This window comes from Mycobacterium sp. SMC-2, from assembly GCF_025263485.1.
GTDB lineage: Bacteria > Actinomycetota > Actinomycetes > Mycobacteriales > Mycobacteriaceae > Mycobacterium.
The window spans coordinates 1,719,875-1,741,358 of the sequence record NZ_CP079863.1 but is presented as its reverse complement, the minus strand read 5'-3'; the positions used below and the strand labels follow the sequence as shown (position 1 = coordinate 1,741,358).

Here is a 21,484-nt window from a genome sequence, read left to right as displayed (position 1 = left end):
GAGTCCTTTCTATAGGGCGGCCAGCGCCGCCCTGATGTGCGGAACGATGCGCGACGACGACGTCGGCGCGTCACCGGGGCCCGGGTCGGCGGCCGACAGCGCCGCCGCGCGCGCGTGCACGAACGCGGCGGCCGCGGCCGCCTCGCCGGCCGGCAGGCCCGACGCGAGCAGCGCGCCGATCATGCCGGACAGCACGTCGCCCGAGCCGGCGGTGGCCGCCCAGGATTGCCCGGCCGGGTTGAGGTACACCGGGCCACCGGGATCGGCGATGACGGTGACATTCCCCTTGAGCAGCACCGTCGCCCCGAAGGTGTCGGCCAGCTTCCGGCACGCGCCCACGCGGTCGTCACCCGGCGGGTTACCCGCCAGGCGGGCGAATTCACCCGCGTGCGGGGTCAGCACCGTGGGCGCGGTCCGGTTGGCTACCAGCTCGGGGTGGGCGGCCAGGATGGTCAGCCCGTCGGCGTCGACGATCACCGGCAGGTCGGTCTCCAGCGCGAACCACAGCGCGGCGGCCCCGGCGTCGTCGGTGCCCAACCCCGGACCCACGACCCAGGATTGCACCCGCCCGGCCGACGCGGGGGTGGGCGACGCGATCACCTCCGGCCACTGGGCGAGCACCTCGCGGTGCGCGCTGCCGGCGTAGCGGACCATGCCGGAGGTCGCCGCGACGGCGGCGCCGGTGCACAGCACCGCGGCGCCGGGATATGTCGACGAGCCGGCCATCACGCCGGTCACGCCCTGGGTGTACTTGTCGTCGTGGGGTCCGGGCACCGGCCAGCGCGCGGCGACGTCGGCGGCCTCGAAGCCGAGCACGTCGGTTTCCGGCAGGTCGAGCCCGATGTCGATCAGCCTCACCCGCCCGCAATCGGCGAGCGCGTGCACGGGTTTGAGCCCGCCGAAGGTGACGGTCGCCGCGGCGTGCACCGCCGGGCCGGTGATCGCCCCCGTCGCCACGTCGATGCCGCTGGGAATGTCGACCGCGACCACCGGGATCCCGGCCTCGTCGACGGCGGCGAACACCTCGGCCGCGGCCGGGCGCAGCGGCCCGGAACCGGAGATGCCCACCACCCCGTCGATGACGAGATCGGTTGTGGGCGAGACGCTTTCGACGACACGCCCGCCAGCTTTCGTCAACGCCGCCAAGCCCTTGCGATGGGTGCGTTCCGGATTGAGCAGCACCGCGTCGGCAGCCGCGCCGCGCCGGCGCAGGAAGGTGGCGGCCCACAGCGCGTCACCGCCGTTGTCGCCGGAGCCGACGACTGCGCACACCCGGCAGCCGGCCACGCCGCCGGTGCGGGCGCGCAACTCGGCGACGATCTCGGCCGCAAGACCGAAGGCGGCGCGCCTCATCAGGGCCCCGTCGGGCAGGCTGGCCAGCAGCGGCGCTTCGGCCTGGCGGATCGCGTCTACGGAGTAGTAGTGCCGCACCAGAGCAACATTACGGGTCGGGGGCCGCGCCGTTCAGGCCGATGCCTCGGGCGATCGGCGGCGTCGCGCCATGGCCCGCAGGCGGGCCGGGCTCAACTGCCGGGGGTCCATGTGTCGTGTCATCGGGTAGAAGCAGAGCCCGACGAGGATCGAGGTGAAGTGCCCGATTGCGGTGAAGTTCAGCTCAATACGGTCCATCGCGATCAGCGGGAAGCCGAAGATGATGAACAGCACGCCCAGATAGCCCCAGCGCCACGGTCGCGCGATGTGATAGGCCAGCACGCCCATCACCCCCACCAGGAAATAGCTCACGCCGATGTCCCGGGCGTGCACCAGCCGTTCCGACGCGTCGTGCACCTCGATCGCGAGATACAGCACGCCCTCACTGAAATAGGTCGACAGGATGTGTGCGCTCAATCCCACTGTGAGCCAACGTAATTGACCTAGCCAGTGTTCGGCTGGCGCAAGGAACAGCGTGAACAGCAACAGGTACGGCGTCAGGTTGTCCCCGTCGATCCACAGCAGGCTGGAGAACAGCACATCGAGCGGATCGCGCGCCAGGCCGTGGATGTTGGTGGAGTGGTGCATCAGCATCGAGTGCAGCTGCCGCTGGGGAAGCCAGTGCTGGATGAGCGTCGTGATCAGCAGGACGATCAGCCACCCGTAGGTCAACGGCGCGCTGCTGACGTAATGCCAGACCGCGAGCCCCATGCTGCGTAGCCGGGACCGCACCGGTGCATTCGTCACGTCATCAACCTTCGCACGCTGATCGCTGCGTCGCGCCACTTACGTGGCGGCGCGGGGCGACGCTGTCATGGGCTCGACGGTGCGGGGACGGGATCGGCCGGCGCGGCCGCCTCCGGTCTCAGATGCCGCCACCAGCACATGATGTAGAGCAGCATCGAGACCACCAGGACAACGAGCACCCACAGCACGAGCGTGATGTCGATCCAGCCCCCGAAGGGTGGCGAGCCCGGCAGCGCGTTCCGCAGCGGTACCACCGCGAAGAGCATCGCGGCGTACCACGTTGTCATCGGCGGCTGGAACCTTCGCCGGTTGCGCACCGTCTGAACGGCGACGAACAGTCCCAGGCCGGCGATGGCGACGAGCACGCACAGGATGACGATTCCGAACGCCGCCGCGCTGAGCGAGCGGTGCACGCTCACCCGGTAGGGGCCATTCCCGTCGGCGGACACCTGCCAACCGGAAAGGTGGTTGACGAAGGTCACCGGCACGCGTTCGGGCACGTTCCCGGGGCCGTGCATGAGCTCGATCTCGATGGGCCCCGAACCGTAGTGGTCGAAGGGCCACTTCTCGATCTCGCCGGCGATGGTCAGCGGGACGGGGAAGACACCGGGCAGCATGCCTTTCGTCCACGTGCGGCGGGTCGGGGTGGCGACGGATCGCACTCGGAGACTGACGTCTTCGTTGAGGTGCTGGGTTTGCGGATCCAACAGGGCCGAGCCCGGCGAGATGGAAAGGTTGGCCGACAACACGCTGTAGTTCGACTGAATGTCTTCGATGACCAGCGTGGCCGAGCTCCGGTCACCGCCCGCCGGAATCTCCGGGTGGTGATGGCCGCCACCGTTGGCATACAGCGCAACCGAGGCGACGTACGCACCAACGGCGCCCACGATCAGCGCCACGATCCCATACTTCACGACCGCCCCTTACCTGAGTTGAACAACTGCCGGAAACGTCTTGAAACGAAAGGAATTTGATCCAGTCACCGGATGTCAGCCCGATGGCGCCGGGACCGGATCCGGTGGCGGGGCAACAACCTCGGGCCTCAGATGCCGCCACCAGCAGGCGATGTAGAGCAGCATCGCGATCACCAACGCGACGATCACCCAGAGCACGATGGCCACATCAATCCATGCCCCGAATGGGGGTGCGCCGGGAAGCGCGTTGCGCAGCGGTACCACCGCGAAGAGCATCGCGGCGTACCACGTCGTCATCGGGGGCTGGAACGTTCGCCGGTCACGCATCGTCTGAACGGCCACGAACAGTCCCAGGCCGGCGATGGCGATGAGCACGCCGCAAATGACGATGCCGAAGACCGCGGTGCTCGGCGCGCGCCGCACGCTCAGTCTGTACCCCTCGTGGCCGGTGATCTTGGTGGCGGAGACCTTGAATCCGGACAGGTGGTCGATGAGTCTCACCGGGATGAGTTCGGGTGGTTTCGTCGTATCGCCGCCATGGAAGAGCTGCACCTCGATCGGTCCCGAGATGTAGTTGTCGAAAGGCCAACGTTCGACGTGACCCGCGATGGTCAGCGGGAGGGGAAAGACGCCGGGAAGCATGCCCTTCGTGTAGTCGCGTCGGCTGGGCTGGGCCGATGATCTGATGCGCAACATGAGGTCTTCCTTGAGACGGTGGGTGACCGGATCCAACAGCGCGGGTCCGGGTGCGACAGCCACGTTGGCAACCACCGCGCTGTAGTTCGACTGCATCTCCTCCACGGTCAACGTCGCCATACTCTGGGTGGCCGTCTCCGCGTTGTCGCTGAGGGTGCCGGCCGAAACCCCTTCGACCGTGTTCTGGTAGAGCCCGACCAACGCGAGGTAGGTCCCGACGATGAGCACGACGAAGCCCACTGCGGCGAATCTTCTGAGCCCAGATCGCATGCTGCTCCTACCCCTGTGGACTCGATCCGTCCCAGGGGAATCTAACGGAACGGCTGCGGATCTCGCGGCGATACGGCCGAAGCGACGCTACTTATTCAACCGTGACGGACTTGGCCAGGTTTCGCGGCTTGTCAACGTCGTAACCTCGGGCCTGGGCAACCGACGCGGCGAACACCTGAAGCGGGATGGTCGACAGCAACGGCTGCAAAAGGGTTGATACCGATGGGATTTCGATCAGGTGGTCGGCGTAGGGCCGCACGGTGTCGTCGCCCTCTTCGGCGATCACGATGGTGATCGCGCCGCGGGCCTGGATCTCCCGGATGTTGGACAGCAGCTTGGCGTGCAGCGTGGCCTGGCCCTTGGGCGAGGGCATGACGACGATGACCGGCAGGTCGTCTTCGATCAGCGCGATGGGGCCGTGCTTGAGCTCGCCGGCGGCGAAGCCCTCGGCGTGCATGTAGGCCAGTTCCTTGAGTTTCAGCGCGCCTTCCAGCGCCACCGGGTAGCCGACGTGGCGGCCCAGGAACAGCACTGTCGAGGACCGGGCGAATCGATGCGCCAGGGCGGCCACCGGCTCGATCATCGCGAGCACGCGCGCGACCAGGTCCGGCATCGCCTCCAGCTCCCGGTACTCGCGCTCGACCTCGTCGGGGTATTTGGTGCCGCGGGCCTGGGCCAGGGCCAGGCCCACCAAATAGTTGGCGGTGATCTGCGCCAGGAAGGTTTTCGTTGAGGCGACGCCGATCTCGGGGCCGGCACGGGTGTACAGCACGGCATCGCATTCGCGCGGGATCTGCGAGCCGTTCGTGTTGCAGATGGCGAGCACCTTGGCCTTCTGCTCCTTGGCATGCCGGACGGCTTCGAGAGTGTCGGCCGTTTCCCCGGACTGCGAGATGGCCACCACCAGGGTGCTGCGGTCCAGCACCGGGTCCCGGTACCGGAATTCGCTGGCGAGTTCCACTTCCACCGGCAGCCGGGTCCAGTGCTCGATCGCATACTTCGCGAGCAGCCCGGAGTGATACGCGGTGCCACAGGCCACCACGAACACCTTGTCGATCTCGCGGAGCTCTTGGTCGGAGAGCCGCTGCTCGTCGAGGGTGATCCGGCCGTCGACGAAATGCCCGAGCAGGGTGTCGGCCACCGCCGCGGGCTGCTCGGCGATCTCCTTGAGCATGAAGTACTCGTAGCCGCCCTTTTCCGCGGCGGCCAGGTCCCAGTCGATGTGAAACTCGCGGTACTCGACGTCTTCGTTCCCGTCGAAGTCGGTGATCCGGTAGCCGTCCGCGGTGATCACCACGGCCTGGTCCTGGCCGAGTTCGATGGCGTCGCGGGTGTGTGGGATGAACGCGGCAACGTCGGAGCCGACGAACATCTCGCCGTCGCCGATGCCGATTACCAGCGGTGTCGAGCGGCGGGCGGCCACGATGGTGCCGGGCTCGTCGGCGTTGGTGAACACCAGGGTGAAGTGGCCCTCCAGCCGGCGCAGCACCGCCAGCACCGAGGCGGCGAAGTCACCGGCGGTCGCGCCGTGCCGGTAGGCCTGCGCCACCAGGTGCACCGCGACCTCGGTGTCGGTGTCGCTGGCGAATTCCACGCCCTGGGCCTCCAGCTCGTGGCGCAGGGCCGGGTAGTTCTCGATGATGCCGTTGTGGACGACGGCGATCTTGCCCGCGGCGTCCCGGTGCGGGTGTGCGTTGCGGTCGGTGGGGCGTCCGTGGGTGGCCCAGCGGGTGTGGCCCAGGCCGGTGGTGCCGCCCAGCGACTCCGGCGGCATTTGCGCGACCGCTTCCTCCAGGTTGGCCAGCCGGCCGGCGCGGCGGCACACGGTGAGCCCGCCTGCGCCGTTGACCAGTGCGAGGCCCGACGAGTCGTAGCCGCGGTATTCCATCCGGCGCAGCGCGTCCATGACGACCTTGCAGGCAGGCTGCTGCCCCACGTAGCCGACGATTCCGCACATTCACACCAGGGTAGTGCAGGCGGACCGCCAAGCCCGCACTCCGCGGTTGTGGTCAGGCCGCCCCGGTTTTCCCTCCCACGGACGCCGACCGTCCCCTCGATGCCGGCTTCATAAACGGTAGAAACGTTTTTCACCTGATGTATTTGTGGCGTTTTCGCCTGTGTCATCGCTCCACCGATTCACCTACTTAAGCTTCTGGATATCGGCTACCACTGGCAACCGCCGGAGCCACCAGAAAGGACACCTCGGTGACGCCCTCCTGATCACCACCGCTCGGAGAAATATCTCGTTCAACAGCGCAAATGCTGCAGAGCGCAACCCTATCTTTGTAGCAAAAGCCGCTTTATGCAGACATCAATATCGATAGTGCAGCTACCCCGTGATCGCGTTCAATACCTGTCTTTAATTTGGCTTGGATATAAAACCCAGGCCCCGGATCGTCATTGCATGTTAATCCGAATTTCGCACGCCTTCCTGGAGGAGATTCTCAATGACGTTGTCAAGCCGCCGCAGTAGTGGTTGCGGGTTGGTAGACGGCGTGGTCGCGCAGCATGGCCCACAGGACGTTGAGTCGGCGACGGGCCAGGGCCAAGACGGCTTGGGTGTGGCGTTTCCCTTCGGCGCGTTTGCGGTCGTAGTAGGTGCGCGAGGCGGGATCGGTGCGGATGCTGACCAGAGCGGACAGGTAGCAGGCGCGCAGCAGGCGCCGGTCGTAGCGGCGGGGGCGTTTGAGGTTGCCGCTGATGCGGCCCGAATCTCGCGGTACTGGGGCCAGACCCGAGACGCCGGCGAGGCGGTCGACGGAGGGGAAGGCGCTCATGTCGCCGCCGGTGGCGGCGAGGAACTCGGCGCCGAGGATGACGCCGAAGCCGGGCATGCTCAGGATGATTTCGGCGTGGCGGTGGCGGCGAAATCGGTCCTCGATCATCGCGTCGGTGTCGCCGATTTCGGTGTCGAGGGCCATCACCTCCTTAGCCAAGCGGGCGACCACGCCCGCGGCAAGCTGTTGTCCGGGCACGATGGTGTGTTGGGCGTTGGCTGCCTCGATGGCGGCGGTTGCGACCGCATCGGCGTTGCGGGCCTTGCGTTTATGCAAAAAGGCTGCCACCCGGGCGGCACCGGCCCGGCGCAGCCCGTCGGGGTTTGATAGCCGGTGAGCAGGATCAGCGCGGCCTTGCTTTTGCTGTAGTCAAAGCCACGTTCCAGGGCCGGGAAGTATTCCAGCAGCTGGGCGCGCAGCCGATTGATCGCGCGGGTGCGATCGGCCACCAGATCGGCGCGCCGACTGGTCAGGATGCGCAGTTCGACGGCGATGTCGTCGCCGGGGCGCAACGGTTGCAGGTCGCGGCGCATCCGGGCCTGATCGGCAATCACCGCAGCGTCTTTGGCGTCGGTCTTGCCGTCGCCGCGGTAGCCACCCGAGGCGTGGTGAACAGTGCGGCCGGGAATGTAGAGCAGCCGCTGCTGGGCAGCGATCAGCAGCGTGATCAGCAATGCAGCGCCGCCGGCGTTGAGGTCAATCGCCCAAGTGACTTCTCCGCCATCAGCCAGCGCCGCGACCATGTCGATCAACTCCAGCAGCGCGGCCTCGTCATTAGCGACGCGCCGCGACAGCAACGACTTGCCCTCAGCGTCGATGACCACGCCGTAATGGTCCGCTTTCCCGGCGTCCACACCAGCCCACACAGGTTGTGCCACAACCACCTCCGTTCCCGTCTCGGTTTCTATCAACCCAGCAGACGACCACGCCAGCGTGTCCTTACACAGCGATCACATCGCATCTCTCAATTAGCGGTCGAGTCGTCGCGGGACCCCGGGCGGCCAATCTCCTTCGGCCATCGAAGACAGCAAAACCATGAAAGCCATACCCGACGTCCCCGGGCAGTTGAAAGCCTACGGCCGAGCGCAACAACCACCCTCCAAGAAAGGTAAGGAGATTCTCAATGACGTTGTCAAGCCGCCGCAGTAGTGGTTGCGGGTTGGTAGACGGCGTGGTCGCGCAGCATGGCCCACAGGACGTTGAGTCGGCGACGGGCCAGGGCCAAGACGGCTTGGGTGTGGCGTTTCCCTTCGGCGCGTTTGCGGTCGTAGTAGGTGCGCGAGGCGGGATCGGTGCGGATGCTGACCAGAGCGGACAGGTAGCAGGCGCGCAGCAGGCGCCGGTCGTAGCGGCGGGGGCGTTTGAGGTTGCCGCTGATGCGGCCCGAATCTCGCGGTACTGGGGCCAGACCCGAGACGCCGGCGAGGCGGTCGACGGAGGGGAAGGCGCTCATGTCGCCGCCGGTGGCGGCGAGGAACTCGGCGCCGAGGATGACGCCGAAGCCGGGCATGCTCAGGATGATTTCGGCGTGGCGGTGGCGGCGAAATCGGTCCTCGATCATCGCGTCGGTGTCGCCGATTTCGGTGTCGAGGGCCATCACCTCCTTAGCCAAGCGGGCGACCACGCCCGCGGCAAGCTGTTGTCCGGGCACGATGGTGTGTTGGGCGTTGGCTGCCTCGATGGCGGCGGTTGCGACCGCATCGGCGTTGCGGGCCTTGCGTTTATGCAAAAAGGCTGCCACCCGGGCGGCACCGGCCCGGCGCAGCCCGTCGGGGGTTTGATAGCCGGTGAGCAGGATCAGCGCGGCCTTGCTTTTGCTGTAGTCAAAGCCACGTTCCAGGGCCGGGAAGTATTCCAGCAGCTGGGCGCGCAGCCGATTGATCGCGCGGGTGCGATCGGCCACCAGATCGGCGCGCCGACTGGTCAGGATGCGCAGTTCGACGGCGATGTCGTCGCCGGGGCGCAACGGTTGCAGGTCGCGGCGCATCCGGGCCTGATCGGCAATCACCGCAGCGTCTTTGGCGTCGGTCTTGCCGTCGCCGCGGTAGCCACCCGAGGCGTGGTGAACAGTGCGGCCGGGAATGTAGAGCAGCCGCTGCTGGGCAGCGATCAGCAGCGTGATCAGCAATGCAGCGCCGCCGGCGTTGAGGTCAATCGCCCAAGTGACTTCTCCGCCATCAGCCAGCGCCGCGACCATGTCGATCAACTCCAGCAGCGCGGCCTCGTCATTAGCGACGCGCCGCGACAGCAACGACTTGCCCTCAGCGTCGATGACCACGCCGTAATGGTCCGCTTTCCCGGCGTCCACACCAGCCCACACAGGTTGTGCCACAACCACCTCCGTTCCCGTCTCGGTTTCTATCAACCCAGCAGACGACCACGCCGGCGTGTCCTTACACAGCGATCACATCGCATCTCTCAATTAGCGGTCGAGTCGTCGCGGGACCCCGGGCGGCCAATCTCCTTCGGCCATCGAAGACAGCAAAACCATGAAAGCCATACCCGACGTCCCTGGGCAGTTGAAAGCCTACGGCCGAGCGCAACAACCACCCTCCAAGAAAGGTAAGGAACCATGACCGCTGTTCTGCTCGACGATGCGGTGACCGCGCTTCCCGCGTCCAGCCTGACGCCGGCACCCGCGCCCAACGCCGCGCCCCGGCGCCGTCACGGCGAGCCGATCGGCGGGGGCGACCCGATGGTGGACGCGGCCGCCCGGTTACTGAGCATCCCGCTGCGCCACATGTACGCGGCGCTCTGGCGGCTGGGCGTGATCGAGATCAGGGTCTAGCGGCGATGCGCTAACGTCGACGCGTGGCCCGCACCCGCAAGCTTTTCGCAGCCCTCAGCCGCCGTGGTCCGCATCGGGTTTTGCGTGGTGACCTGGCCTTCGCCGGTTTGCCGGGGGTGGTATACACCCCGGAGGCGGGGCTGGGCCTGCCCGGGGTCGCGTTCGGTCACGACTGGCTCACCGGGGCCGCCCGCTATTCCGGTCTGCTCGAACACCTGGCGTCCTGGGGCATCGTGGCCGGAGCCCCCGATACCGAGCGTGGCCTGGCCCCTTCCGTCCTGAACTTCGCGTTCGACCTCGGCACGGCGTTGGACATCGTGTCGGGCGTGCGGCTCGGGCCGGGCAAGATCAGCGTGCATCCCGCCAAGCTCGCCGTGGTCGGGCACGGTTTCGGCGGCTCGGCCGCAGTGTTCGCCGCGGCGGGCATGCCAAACAAGCTGGCCGCGGCGGCTGCACTGTTTCCCTCGGTGACCAGCCCCCCGGCCGAGGACCCGGCGAGAACACTCAAGCTCCCGGGCTTGATCCTGAGCGCGCCGGAAGACCCGAAGTCACTGACGTCGAACGCCGTGCCGCTGTCCCGCGCGTGGGACGCGGCCGCGCTGCGCGTCGTCAGCAAGGCTCACCCCGGCGGCCTCGTGGAGGGCCGACGATTGACGAAGGTGTTCGGGCTGGGCGGGCCCCACCGGCGCACGCAGCGAACGGTGCGCGCGCTGCTGACCGGTTACCTGCTCTACTCGCTGGGCGGTGACAAGTCATACCGCGAGTTCGCCGATCCCGACGCCCACCTGCCCAAGACCCAACCGCTGGATCCCGAGGCCGCCGCCGTCCCGCTCGAGGAGAAGATCGTCGCGCTGTTGAAGTGACGCGCGGCGTCTTCGTGGTATCTGTCGTTGATGCGAATCGGGATCGCTCTGGACTATTCGGGCGGCTTTCACCAGGCCGTGGACCGCGTCGTGGAACTCGAGAAGGCCGGCATCGACATCGCCGTGGTGGCCGAGGCGTACGCCTTCGACGCCGTGAGCCAGCTCGGATATCTGGCCGCCAAGACGAACACCGTCGAGTTGGCCTCGGGGGTGTTTCCCATCTACATCCGCACCCCCTCGCTGCTGGCGATGACGGCGGCGGGGCTGGATTTCGTGTCCGACGGGCGCTTCCGGCTGGGGATCGGCACGTCCGGGCCGCAGGTGATCGAGGGCTTTCACGGCGTCGAGTTCGACGCCCCGCTGGGCCGCACCCGCGAGGTCGTGGAGATCTGCCGCAAGGTGTGGCGGCGGGAACGCCTGCGGTACAACGGCAAGCACTACCAGATCCCGTTGCCGCCCGACCGCGGAACCGGTTTGGGCAAAGCCCTCAAGCTCATCAATACCCCCGTGCGCGAACGCATTCCGATCATGATCGCCGCGCTGGGGCCGAAGAATGTCGAGCTGACCGCCGAGATCGCCGAGGGCTGGCAGCCCGTCTTCTACCTGCCGGACAAGGCCGCGTCGGTGTGGGGCGAAGCGCTGGCGGCCGGTGCCGCAAAGCGGGATCCCGCGCTGGGGCCGCTGGACGTCATGGTGCACGCGTCGGTGGCCATCGGTGACAACGTCGACGAGCGGTTGGCGTGGGTCAAGCCGCAGCTGGGCCTCTACCTCGGCGGGATGGGTGCCAAGGGCCGCAATTTCTACCACGCGCTGGCGACCCGTTATGGGTTCGGTGAGGTCGCCGACCGCATCCAGGAGCTGTATCTGTCCGGCCGCAAGCGGGAGGCCATCGACGCGGTGCCCGACGAGCTGGTGCGCGGCATGTCGCTGGTCGGCCCGCGCGGTTACGTCGCCGAACGCCTGGCGGCCTTCGCCGAGGCCGGCGTGACGACGCTGCTGCTCAACCCGCTGGCCACCGACCACGCCGAGTCCGTGCGCTTCGTGGAGGAAGTACTGCGGCTGCGCCCGGCCTGAGCCGTCACTGCCCCGCCTGCGGCAGCTGGTCGGCGGCGATCTCGCAGGGCGTTTTCCCATCGGTGGCCGGCGGTGCGGGCCCGCCCGCCGCTGGAGCGTCGACCGGTGCGGGCGCGTCGACGGGTGCCTCGACCGGTGCTGGCGGGGCGTCCGCCGGCACCGGCGCGTCGACCGGCTGAGCCGCCGCGTCGGGTTTGGCCTCTTCGGTTTCCGCGACGTCGTCTTCGGCGTGGTCGGTTTCTTCGGTGTCCGGGGGCTCGTCGTCGGTGTCGTCGACCTCAACGGGATCCTCGTCGAAGGTGTCGCCGTCGTCGAGGGAGTCGTCGGTACCCCCCGGGCCGTCGCCCGCCGAGCCGAGCAGCCCGCCGACCGCATCGACGATCCTGCCGGCCAACCCGAGCAGACCCGCACCGCCGCCGCCGCCGAGCCCACCGCCCAGATCGCCCGCCGGCATGCCGGCGGCCTCACCGAGCGCGGTGCCCCAATCCGGTTGCGGCGCAGCGGGAACCGGAGCGGGCGCGACCGTCGGCGCGGTCGGCGCCGGATCCGCCTGGGTGCTCGCGGCCGCGGGCGTGACCGCGACGGCCGGCGCGGCGGGCGGGGCCGGCAGCGGCGGTTGGTAGCCGGGTCCGAGGTCACCGGGAACTTCGAAGCGCGCCGCAGGCGCGGCGGCCATCCGGTCGGTGACCATGTCGTAGGAGGCCGCCACACCGTCGCGCGTAGAGCGCATCGTCGTGAGCCAGTCGTTGCGGATCTCGTTGTCCACGTAGGGCATTACCTGTTCGCGCACCACTTGCTCGGCGGCTTGCCTATCGCCCGCGCCGGTCGTGACCGTGGCCGCGGCGGCCAGCCACGCCGGCCGTTGCGCCCGGGCGCCGTCGTCGACGGCAATGGCGGTCGCGACCTTCGAGTCGACCAGGTACCACAGGTTGTCGCGCAGCGACTCGCACCGTTGCGCCGCCGCCCGCAGTTCGGCGGCCACCGCGCCCGCGGAGTCGCCGTGGTGCTCCAGGAACCGCACCGCGGCGTCCCCGGCCGGCCCATTCCACGCCGCGGCCAGCTCGGCCACCTGGGCGCGCTGCGTCCGCAGCGCTTCCATGGCCGTGTCGCCCGCCGCCCGCAGCTCGGCGCAATCACGGTCGAGGGCGCGCAGATCGAGGCCGTCTTCGGTGTCATACCAGTCGCGGATCTGCGCGGGGTGCGCCGTCAGGTCGGGATGTCGGTAGCCCAGGACCTGGCAGGCCCGCACGTAACTCTGCGTGCGCTCGACGGCGGGCAGGCCCTCGGCGAGGCGCCCGGCGACGTCCAACCGCTCGGCCACCCTCAGGCGATCCGTTCCGCGGCATACAGTTCGGCGTCGGCGTAGCGGTCGGCGCTGGCCCGCAGGACGGCGGCGATTTCCACGGATGCGCGCGACCACCGTGCCATTTCGGCGGTCAGCCGCTGCAGCTCAACGCGCAGCGCCTCGCCGCGCGCGGTGTGCGCCCGCCCCGCACCGGCACCGCCGAACGCCAGCCTGCCCAGCCGGTCGCTGAGGGCGCGGTCGATGAGGTCGGCGGCGGCGCAGAACTGGTCGGCGACGCGGTGGGTCGCCGCGACGTCGATCTCGGTGCGGGCCACGGCGGCCGGTCGAATTCCCCTGTCGAATCTCATGCCTAATCCGACGCCCGGGCGCGCGCCCGGGTTCCGAGGAGATTCAGCGCGTGGAGCTGACCGCCTCGGCCACCCGGTTCGCGACGCGCTGGGCGATCTCGGCCTCGGGCGCCTCCACCATGACCCGGATGACGGGCTCGGTTCCGGAGGGACGCAACAGGATTCGGCCGGTGTCACCGAGTTCGGCCTCGGCGTCGCCGACCGCGGTGCGCACGGCGGGCGCCGCCGCGGCGGTGTCCTTGTCGGCGACCCGGACGTTGATCAGCACCTGGGGCAGCGTCTGCATCGGCGCGGCGAGCTCGGCCAGTGACGAGCCGGTCTGCACCATGCGCGTCATCAGCCGCAGCCCGGTGACGATGCCGTCCCCGGTGGAGCCCAGCGCGGGCATCACGATGTGCCCGGACTGCTCGCCGCCCAGGCTGTACTCGCCCGCCCGCAGTTCCTCGAGGACGTACCGGTCACCGACGCCGGTGGTGCGCACGGTGATGCCGGCGGAACGCATGGCCAGGTGCAGACCCAGGTTGCTCATCACGGTGGCCACCAGCGTGTCCGAGGCCAGCTCACCGGCCTCGCGCATCGCGAGCGCGAGCACGACCATGATGTGGTCGCCGTCGACGAGTTCGCCGTTGGCGTCGATGGCCAGGCAGCGGTCGGCGTCCCCGTCGTGGGCCAGGCCGAGGTCCGCCCGGTGCGCGATGACCGCGGAGCGCAGCGAATCCAGGTGCGTCGAGCCGCAGTTGTCGTTGATGTTCAGGCCATTGGGCTCGGCGTTGATCGCGATGACCCGCGCCCCGGCCGCGCGGTAGGCGCGCGGCGCCACCGACGAGGCCGCCCCGTGCGCGCTGTCCACCACCACGGTCAGGCCGTCGAGCCGCATCGTGCTGGCCTTGCTCAGGTGGCGCAGGTAGCGGTCGTCGGCATCCTCGGCGTCGATGACGCGGCCGATCCCGGCGCCAACCGGGCGCGACCCGGCTTCGGCCGTGACCAGTGCTTCGATCCGGTCCTCGGTCTCGTCGTCGAGCTTGCGGCCGCCGGGGCCGAAGATCTTGATGCCGTTGTCGGGCATCGGGTTGTGCGACGCCGAGATCATCACGCCGAAGTCGGCGTCATACGCGCCGGTCAGGTAGGCCACCGCGGGCGTGGGCAGCACTCCCACCCTCAGCGCGTCGACGCCCTGGCTGGTCAATCCGGCGATCACCGCGGCCTCCAGCATTTCGCCGCTGGCCCGGGGGTCGCGCCCGATCACCGCGACGCGTCGGCCCGGTCCACCGCCGCTGGCCAGATGCCGCGCGGCCGCGGCGCCCAGCTCCAGCGCCAGCTCGGCGGTCAACTCCCGGTTGGCGACCCCACGGACACCGTCGGTGCCGAATAGTCGACCCATGCGGACAAACCTCTCACAATTGACGGTTTAGCACCTAACGTGCCCGTTCTTTTCTGACCGAAACGGGGCGCGTTTGCGCGCAGACACGCCGACGAAAGCGCGCGGCTGCCCAGTTTGAGGCCCCGTCGCGGCCAGAAAGTGATGGTTGATCAGCGCTTGCTGTACTGAGGCGCCTTGCGGGCCTTCTTCAGGCCGTACTTCTTGCGCTCGGTGGCACGCGGGTCACGGGTGAGGAAGCCGGCCTTCTTCAGCGCGGGCCGGTCCTCGGGTTGCGCCAGGATCAGCGCCCGGGCGATGCCCAGGCGCAGCGCGCCGGCCTGACCCGACGGGCCGCCGCCGTGCAGGTGGGCGAAGATGTCGAAGCTCTCCACCCGGTCGACCGTGACCAGCGGGGCCTTGATGAGCTGCTGGTGCACCTTGTTGGGGAAGTAGTCCTCCAGGCTGCGGCCGTTGAGGTCGAACTTGCCGGTGCCGGGCACCAGGCGCACCCGCACCACGGCCTCCTTGCGGCGGCCGACGGTCTGGATGGGCCGGTCGAAGACGAAGGACTCGGCGGCCGCGGGGGCGGGCGCCTCGGTCGGGACGTCCGGGGTTTCCGGGGTGGCCGCAGTTTCCAGGGCCTCGGTCGTTTCGGTCACTGGGCCACCTGCTTGATCTCGTACGGAACCGGCTTTTGAGCGGCGTGCGGGTGCTCCGGGCCGGCGTAGACGTGGAGTTTGCGCTGGATCTGACGGCTGAGCTTGTTCTTGGGCAGCATGCCGACGATCGCCTTCTCGACGACGCGGTCGGGGTGCTTGTCCATCAGCTCGCCGGTCGTGCGCGAGTGCAGGCCGCCGGGATACCCCGAGTGGCGGTAGGCCAGCTTGCTCTGCAGTTTGTCGCCGCTCAGGGCGACCTTGTCGGCGTTGATGACGATGACGAAGTCACCGCCATCGACATTGGGGGCGAACGTCGGCTTGTGCTTGCCGCGCAGCAGGGTGGCTGCCGCGACGGCAAGGCGGCCAAGCACCACGTCCGTGGCGTCGATGACGTACCACGACCGCGTGGTGTCACCCGCCTTTGGCGCGTAGGTGGGCACAGCGCTTACCTTTTCTTTCTCGAGGTGGATCCCGGGTCGAGCCGGGTGCCGGTCAGGCGTTCGCGGTGGGGGCTGATCTCGGCGACCGACATTGACCCGAGGCCCCGGCGTACCGCACGCCAACCGAGCAGCTTACCGATGGGTGTCCCCGCAGGTCAAAACGACTGTGTGGTCCCGAGGCTCTCCTCCACCGGGACCACACAGACGACCATGGGTGTCGCGGCTACCGTCCCCAGACGCCGGCCGCCCGCCGATCGGCGTCCGCCACCTCGTCCGCGCCGTCGCGCACCGCGTTGCCAAGGTCGACCAGGATCTCATTCAGGGCCGTCGCCGCCTGGTGCCACTTCTGCTGCTCAACCTGGTAGGCGGCCGCCGCCTCGCGGGTCCAGAGCTGCTGCAACGGCGCGATCTGGGACCGCAGTTCGTCCAGCGCGGCGTTGAAACGGGCCGACGTGGTGTGGATTTCCTGACGCACCGAATATTCGATTTCGCCGAAGTTGTAAGACAGCACCGATTCCACGGATGATCCTCTCGGTCAGAGGTTTCCGCCGGTGGCGGCGATGTGGGTGGCGTGGGTGTGGCCGGCCTCCTGCAGAGTCGCCGCGTTGTGCCGGATGGTCTCGCCGATCGCGTGCAGGACGTGATAGAGCCGCAACGATTCGGTGTTCCAGCGATCCACCACCTCTTTGAACCGTGCGGCCGCGACCCCGCCCCACACCGACGGCGGCACTTCACTCATGCGACCGATGAATGCCTGCAGCATGGCGCGGATCTCCTCGTTGCGGGCGTCCGTGGTGCCCGCGACCGACCGCATCAGGTCGAAGTCGGTGTTCAGTGCGTGTGGTGCCGTCATACCAAGTTCGACCTCGGCGACGCTCATTTGGTTCCACCCGACTTCCTGGTTCGCTCACCCGATCGCGTGGGCGGACCGCACCGCCCGCTCGCACGCATCGCGAACGGCCTCGTCCTGACCGGGCCGGCTCTGGCATCCGAGGCCGATCCGCACCGGCCCGTCCAGCAGCACCGTCCAGCGCACGTGATGGCCGGCGCGGACTTCGCGGTACGTCACCGCCGGCCTGCCGGCGCTGATTCCGGACGGATTGAAGTCGACGAACACTCCCGCGGGCTCCGCGTCGATCGCCCGTTTCAACCGCTCGGCGGTGCCGCTCAGGGTCTCGCCCGCCACCGGCGACTGTGTGACGTGCAACGCCACTTCCGGATCCGTCGGCGAGGTGACCTGTAGCCGCGCCGACCCCGGGCCGGCGATGACACGTTGCGTAGGCCAGTCCGCGGGCACCGACACCGTCACCCGGCCTTCCACCAGAAAGGCCGCGGGCGCGGCGGCCACCTGCGCCGGGATCACCGTCCGGGGCCGCTCCACGGCGATCGCGGCCGGGGCGGTCGCGGCCAGCACGACGGCGGCCGCGCCGATGCCGCTCATCGTCCGCGCGCGGCGTCGGCCCCGATCGCCACCCGGCTCTCGCGGCTCATCGACATCGGTCACCGCCGCGCGCGCCAGCCGGGCCAGCCGGGCGTCGTCGATTCGCACCACCGTCCGCCCGATGCCCCGCGCCGCGTCAGCGATCGACCCCGCAAGGGGCGACGCACCGGGGACGGTGCTCGGCGCGTCGATCATGGCGACGTCCGCGGGCGTTCCCGCGATGACCGCCACCACCTCCTCGGCGGTGGCTTGCGGTTGGGACCTGCGGGGCACGGCGACGACATCGGCACCACCGACCGCCACGATCCGCTCGGCGATCTCCACGACCGCCGCTTTCGCACCGGCGCCGGCGGCCCTCGTCAGCAACCAAGACCGGGGCCGCGTCAGCACGTCCCCGGACACGGTCGCCGCCGCCGAACTCACCACCCCGACTCGCGCGGACGACCACCAGGACGGATGCACCACGACCATGCCCCGGCCACGCGTACAGGCCGCGGACCGCAGCGCATCCGCCCACAGGCGAGCAACGGCAACCGGGCGCTCGCCCACCAACGCCACCCGGTCGTCGACCGCGCCCAGCGCCGCCACGACCATCTCGGAAGTCCGTTCGTCGGCGAGTGCGCTTGTCGGGCAACATAATCGGCGAATCGTGCCGGGCCCGGCCTCGATGACGGTGCGGTGTGGATTCACGGCGCGCTCCAGGCCACCTGGACGAGCTGTTCGTCGTCCCCGCGGGTGAGCAGGACACCGCGGCCGGGCGGCAAACGCGCCGGGTGACGGGAGCCGAACGCCGCGTCGTCGCCTGGACATCCGCTCATCATCAATGTCATGCAGCCGAGGTCACGCAGGCCCGCCAGCAAGGGCTCGAAGAATGCGCGCTCGGCGCCCCCGCTGCGCCGCGCCATGACCAGATGCAGGCCCAGATCCGTTGCGTAGGGCAGATATTCGGTGATCGGCGCCAGCGGGTTGCCGGCCGGGCCGGCGACCAGGTCGTAATCGTCGACCACCACATAAATTTGGGGCCCGGACCACCAGGACCCGGCTCGCAGCTGCGCCTGGCTCGCGTCGGTCGGGGGCATCCGTCGCCGCAACAGGTCAAGCAGATCCGGCATCATTCCCGTCAGCGCGCCCGGTGACATCGCATAGCCGCCGAGGTGCTCGGACTCGACGACGCCGAGCAGCGAGCGCCGATAGTCGACGACCATGAGGCGGGCTTGCGTGTGGCTCTTCGTCCGGACGATCTCGCGGCACAGTGTCCGCAGTGTCGCGGTCTTCCCGCATCCGTTGTCGCCGAGCACGAGAAGGTGGGCCTGTTGGTCGAACTCGCACGTCACCGGCTGCAGCCGGCGCTCGTCGAGGCCGAGCAGGATGCGGTCGCCGGCCCGGCCTACGACGGCCTCACGCTCAATCAGCGCGGGCAGCAACGGTATCGGCGGCGCGACCGATTCGGCGGGGCGAATCTCGGCCAGGGGTAAGGCGATCATCATCTGCGACGCGTCGCTGGAAAGACCCCGGCCCGGCTGGCCTCGGGGAACGTGTTGCGCTGCTTTTCGGTCCAGTTCGGAATCGGCGGGGTCACCCAGCCGCAGCTCGATGCGGGTGCCGATCTGGTCCCGCAGCGCCGGCCTGATCTCGGCCCACCGCGACGCTGACAACACCACGTGCACGCCGAACGAAAGCCCCTGCGCCGCAACCGCGGTGATCGACGCCTCCAGCGGGCCGAGCTCCTGGCGCAGGCTCCCCCAGCCGTCGACGACGAGGAAAACATCCCCGAACGGGTCGGTGTTCGGCGATCGTCGCCGACGGTATTCGGCGATCGAAGCGACGCCGCGATCGCCGAAAATCGTCTCCCGCGAACGGATGATTGACTCGCACTCGGCAACGATCCGCGCGGCGAGCCGCGGTTCGGCCCTGCCGGCGACCGCGCCGACATGGGGGATGCTCCGTGTCGATGTCAGCGCCCCGCCGCCGAAGTCCAGGCAGTAGAACTGCACCTGGGCCGGCTCGTGAGTGGCCGCCAACGCCGTGATCAGGGTGCGCAGCGCCGTCGACTTTCCCGACTGGGGCGCCCCGACGACCGCCACATTGCCTGCGGCTCCGCGCAAATCGACCATCAGCGGTGTCCGGCGCTGCTCGAAGGGCCGGTCGACGATGCCGAGAGGAACCGTCAGGGCACCCGGCGCGGGCGCGGCGTCGCGAAGCAGGGTGCGCAGCGCGGGGGCGGTGCCCAGCGGCGGCAGCCAGACTTGGTGCGCCGGCGGTCCATGCCCGCGCAGCCGGTCCAGGACCGCGTGCAGGGCGGTCCGCTCGGACGGGCTGCCGGTCTCGTCGGCGTGGGCGACCGCGCCGGCGGTGTGTATCCCGAACGTCAGCACGGACGGCTTGGCCTCGGGTGCGGCGGCCCGAGCGACGGAGGGCGCCGGCCCCGAAACGTATGCGGCGGAGAAGCGAATCAGGTCTCCGCCGCTCGTGCGCAGGTAGCCCGCCCCGGGGGTGTTCGGCAATTCGTACGCATCGAGCGTTCCGAGCACCGAGCGTGATTCGGCCGCCGACAGGGTTTTCAGGCAGATCCGATAGGAGAGGTGGGCGTCGAGACCGCGCAGTCGGCCCTCGTCGAGTCGCTGGCTGGCCAGCAGCAGATGCATGCCCAACGACCGGCCGAGCCGCCCGATCGCCACGAACATGTCGGCGAAATCCGGATGCTGGCCGAGCAACTCGGAGAACTCGTCAACGACGATGAACAACGTGGGCAAGGCCGCCGATGTGGCACCCCCACGGCGCGCGCGTTCGTACGCGGCGGCGCTGACACAGCCCGACGCCCGCAGCAACTGCTGCCGGCGGTTCATTTCACCGGCCAACGCCTCGCGCATCCGGCCCACCAGCGGAGCCTCGTCGGCGAGATTCGTGATGACGGCGGCCACGTGTGGCGCCCGCGCGTAGTCGAGAAACGTTGCGCCGCCTTTGAAATCGATGAGCAGCAGGTTGAGCACTTCGGGTGAGTTGCGCACCATCATGCCCAGGGTGATCGTGCGCAGCAGCTCCGACTTGCCCGATCCCGTGGCCCCGACGCAGAGCCCGTGTGGACCCATGCCGTTTTCCGCGGCCTCTTTGATATCCAAATCCAACCGGGCGCCGTCGGCCCTGCTTCCGATGGGGACGCAGAGTCGGCCTCCGTGCTCTTGGTTGTGCCACAATGTAATCGGATCGAAACCGCCCACATCCTCGATCCCCACCAGCCCCGTCCACTGCGTGCCGCCGCCACGCTGAGGCGCGCCCATCCCGTGCATCGCCAAGCGGCGGGCGCACACCAGCGCGTCCAGGGGCTCCATCCGGTCGGGGCTCGGCACCGCCTGAGCATCGCCCGTGTGGCTTATCGTCACCGCTGCACCGTCGCGACCGCCGCCCACTTGGACAACGGTCGCGCCCGCGAACCCGTCGACGACCTCGTCCACATCGGCGACCACCACCGCGTGCGCCGGCCGGCCGCCGGTCAGGGCGCCCCGCGCCTCGTCCGCGCAGCGATACACCATGCGCACCGGCCCCACCCCATCGGCCGACGTCGGATGTTGGTTGTGCGGCAGCCATTTCAGCCACTCCCACTGCCGATGGTTCCGGTCATCGACCACCGCGACGATCAGCAACTGACCGGGGGGATGCAAGACGGCGAGTTGGCAGATCATCGCGCGCAACATTCCGCGGACCGCGGCCGGATCCCCGTCGAGCGTGACGCGCGGGCTTGCGCGCAGGTCGGCGGTGATCGGCGCGACAACCGTCGAATGCGTGCGCATGAAGCAGTCCAGCGCGGCGAAGGTGACCGGGTCGACGGGCTCTGCGGCCTGCGGGGCTACCAACCGGGTGGACAGCGGCTGGGTGCCGGTGCCGACCCGGACCAGGCAGAAGTCGGGGTCGGTCGCCCGCCGTTCCCACATTCGTGGCCCCCCGATCAATGTCCACAGCGCCTCGGGGTCGGGGTGGTTCCACGTCAGCGAGAAGCGCTGTGCAGCCGCCGTTTCAGTGACGGTGTCGCGCAGCCTACTGAGGTATCCGAGGTAGCGCAGGCGATCGGCGTCGATGCCGCCTCCTCGGAGGCGAGTCCGCCCCGTCAGGGCCGTCACCGCCGTCGAGGCCAGCATCATGATCGGGAAGGCCAAGAACACGGGTGCGCGGGTGGCGCCCGCCCCCGACCCCAATGCCGCCGCCACGACGCCCGTGCCGCCGACCGCCAACACGCCCGGCAGCAAGCGGGTCAGCAGGCCCGGCGGCGCCGGCGACGGTGGCTCAGGCGGCGCCTCGATGACGAGGTCCGCGGTCGCGACCGTCGGCGGCTGCCGCCGCGGCACCAGCATGAAATCCCGGGCCATCCCGTACCCT

General features: G+C 69.2%; 18 protein-coding genes and 1 pseudogene. 3 read left to right on the top strand and 16 right to left on the bottom strand.

Translation table 11 applies throughout. The features are described from left to right. Positions 1–9: 9 nt before the first annotated feature. The 7 genes and pseudogenes from KXD96_RS08280 to KXD96_RS08250 form a co-directional block, all read right to left on the bottom strand. Positions 10–1,431, bottom strand: coding sequence for an NAD(P)H-hydrate dehydratase (locus tag KXD96_RS08280; RefSeq protein WP_260744125.1), 1,422 nt, complete (start codon positions 1,429–1,431; stop codon positions 10–12). 33 nt (positions 1,432–1,464) lie between these two features. Continuing rightward, entirely contained in the window at positions 1,465–2,142 is a 678-nt protein-coding gene (locus KXD96_RS08275) for a rhomboid-like protein (RefSeq protein ID WP_260745276.1), read from the bottom strand. Positions 2,143–2,243: 101 nt separating this feature from the next. Next, the gene (locus KXD96_RS08270; RefSeq protein ID WP_260744124.1) at positions 2,244–3,092 is read right to left on the bottom strand and encodes a DUF4436 domain-containing protein; all 849 of its coding nucleotides are present in this window, start codon (positions 3,090–3,092) and stop codon (positions 2,244–2,246) included. Between the two features lie 75 nt (positions 3,093–3,167). Beyond that, positions 3,168–4,058, bottom strand: coding sequence for a DUF4436 domain-containing protein (locus KXD96_RS08265; RefSeq protein WP_260744123.1), 891 nt, complete (start codon positions 4,056–4,058; stop codon positions 3,168–3,170). 91 nt (positions 4,059–4,149) lie between these two features. Beyond that, positions 4,150–6,015 carry a glutamine--fructose-6-phosphate transaminase (isomerizing) gene (gene glmS / locus KXD96_RS08260; protein WP_260744122.1) on the bottom strand — a complete coding sequence of 622 codons (1,866 nt, stop codon included), beginning with the start codon at positions 6,013–6,015 and terminating at the stop codon, positions 4,150–4,152. Positions 6,016–6,514: 499 nt separating this feature from the next. Beyond that, a pseudogene (locus KXD96_RS08255) lies at positions 6,515–7,719 on the bottom strand (IS110 family transposase). Between the two features lie 248 nt (positions 7,720–7,967). Continuing rightward, positions 7,968–9,173: an IS110 family transposase gene (locus KXD96_RS08250; protein WP_396876743.1), complete on the bottom strand. Its 1,206-nt coding sequence runs from the start codon at positions 9,171–9,173 to the stop codon at positions 7,968–7,970. 234 nt (positions 9,174–9,407) lie between these two features. On the opposite strand from KXD96_RS08250, the gene KXD96_RS08245 reads away from it, so the two are divergent. Genes KXD96_RS08245 through KXD96_RS08235 form a run of 3 tightly spaced genes read left to right on the top strand, consistent with a single transcriptional unit; the run spans position 9,408 to position 11,560 of the window. Further along, entirely contained in the window at positions 9,408–9,623 is a 216-nt protein-coding gene (locus KXD96_RS08245) for an Rv1535 family protein (RefSeq protein ID WP_260744121.1), read from the top strand. A 23-nt stretch (positions 9,624–9,646) separates the two neighbouring features. Further along, the gene (locus KXD96_RS08240) at positions 9,647–10,486 is read left to right on the top strand and encodes a dienelactone hydrolase family protein (protein WP_260744120.1); all 840 of its coding nucleotides are present in this window, start codon (positions 9,647–9,649) and stop codon (positions 10,484–10,486) included. A gap of 30 nt (positions 10,487–10,516) precedes the next feature. Then, a complete protein-coding gene (locus tag KXD96_RS08235; RefSeq protein WP_260744119.1) occupies positions 10,517–11,560 on the top strand; it encodes an LLM class F420-dependent oxidoreductase in 1,044 nt (347 codons plus the stop codon). 4 nt (positions 11,561–11,564) lie between these two features. Here KXD96_RS08235 and KXD96_RS08230 read toward each other — a convergent pair whose 3' ends face one another. The 9 genes from KXD96_RS08230 to eccCa form a co-directional block, all read right to left on the bottom strand. Then, a complete protein-coding gene (locus tag KXD96_RS08230; protein WP_260744118.1) occupies positions 11,565–12,881 on the bottom strand; it encodes a hypothetical protein in 1,317 nt (438 codons plus the stop codon). 2 nt (positions 12,882–12,883) lie between these two features. Then, on the bottom strand, positions 12,884–13,213 hold the full coding sequence (locus KXD96_RS08225; protein WP_260744117.1) for a type VII secretion target: 330 nt from the start codon (positions 13,211–13,213) through the stop codon (positions 12,884–12,886). A gap of 43 nt (positions 13,214–13,256) precedes the next feature. Then, positions 13,257–14,594, bottom strand: a complete 1,338-nt coding sequence (glmM, locus tag KXD96_RS08220; RefSeq protein ID WP_260744116.1) for a phosphoglucosamine mutase — start codon at positions 14,592–14,594, stop codon at positions 13,257–13,259. A gap of 149 nt (positions 14,595–14,743) precedes the next feature. Further along, the gene (gene rpsI, locus KXD96_RS08215) at positions 14,744–15,232 is read right to left on the bottom strand and encodes a 30S ribosomal protein S9 (RefSeq protein WP_260744115.1); all 489 of its coding nucleotides are present in this window, start codon (positions 15,230–15,232) and stop codon (positions 14,744–14,746) included. Next, on the bottom strand, positions 15,229–15,672 hold the full coding sequence (gene rplM, locus KXD96_RS08210; RefSeq protein WP_068059376.1) for a 50S ribosomal protein L13: 444 nt from the start codon (positions 15,670–15,672) through the stop codon (positions 15,229–15,231). Before rplM ends, rpsI begins: the two co-directional genes overlap by 4 nt. A gap of 223 nt (positions 15,673–15,895) precedes the next feature. Next, on the bottom strand, positions 15,896–16,192 hold the full coding sequence (locus KXD96_RS08205; RefSeq protein WP_260744114.1) for a WXG100 family type VII secretion target: 297 nt from the start codon (positions 16,190–16,192) through the stop codon (positions 15,896–15,898). A 15-nt stretch (positions 16,193–16,207) separates the two neighbouring features. Further along, positions 16,208–16,525: a WXG100 family type VII secretion target gene (locus tag KXD96_RS08200; protein WP_260745275.1), complete on the bottom strand. Its 318-nt coding sequence runs from the start codon at positions 16,523–16,525 to the stop codon at positions 16,208–16,210. Between the two features lie 54 nt (positions 16,526–16,579). Continuing rightward, the gene (locus KXD96_RS08195; protein WP_260744113.1) at positions 16,580–17,803 is read right to left on the bottom strand and encodes a type VII secretion-associated protein; all 1,224 of its coding nucleotides are present in this window, start codon (positions 17,801–17,803) and stop codon (positions 16,580–16,582) included. After that, on the bottom strand, positions 17,800–21,474 hold the full coding sequence (eccCa, locus tag KXD96_RS08190) for a type VII secretion protein EccCa (RefSeq protein WP_260744112.1): 3,675 nt from the start codon (positions 21,472–21,474) through the stop codon (positions 17,800–17,802). Before eccCa ends, KXD96_RS08195 begins: the two co-directional genes overlap by 4 nt. Between the last annotated feature and the right edge of the window lie 10 nt (positions 21,475–21,484).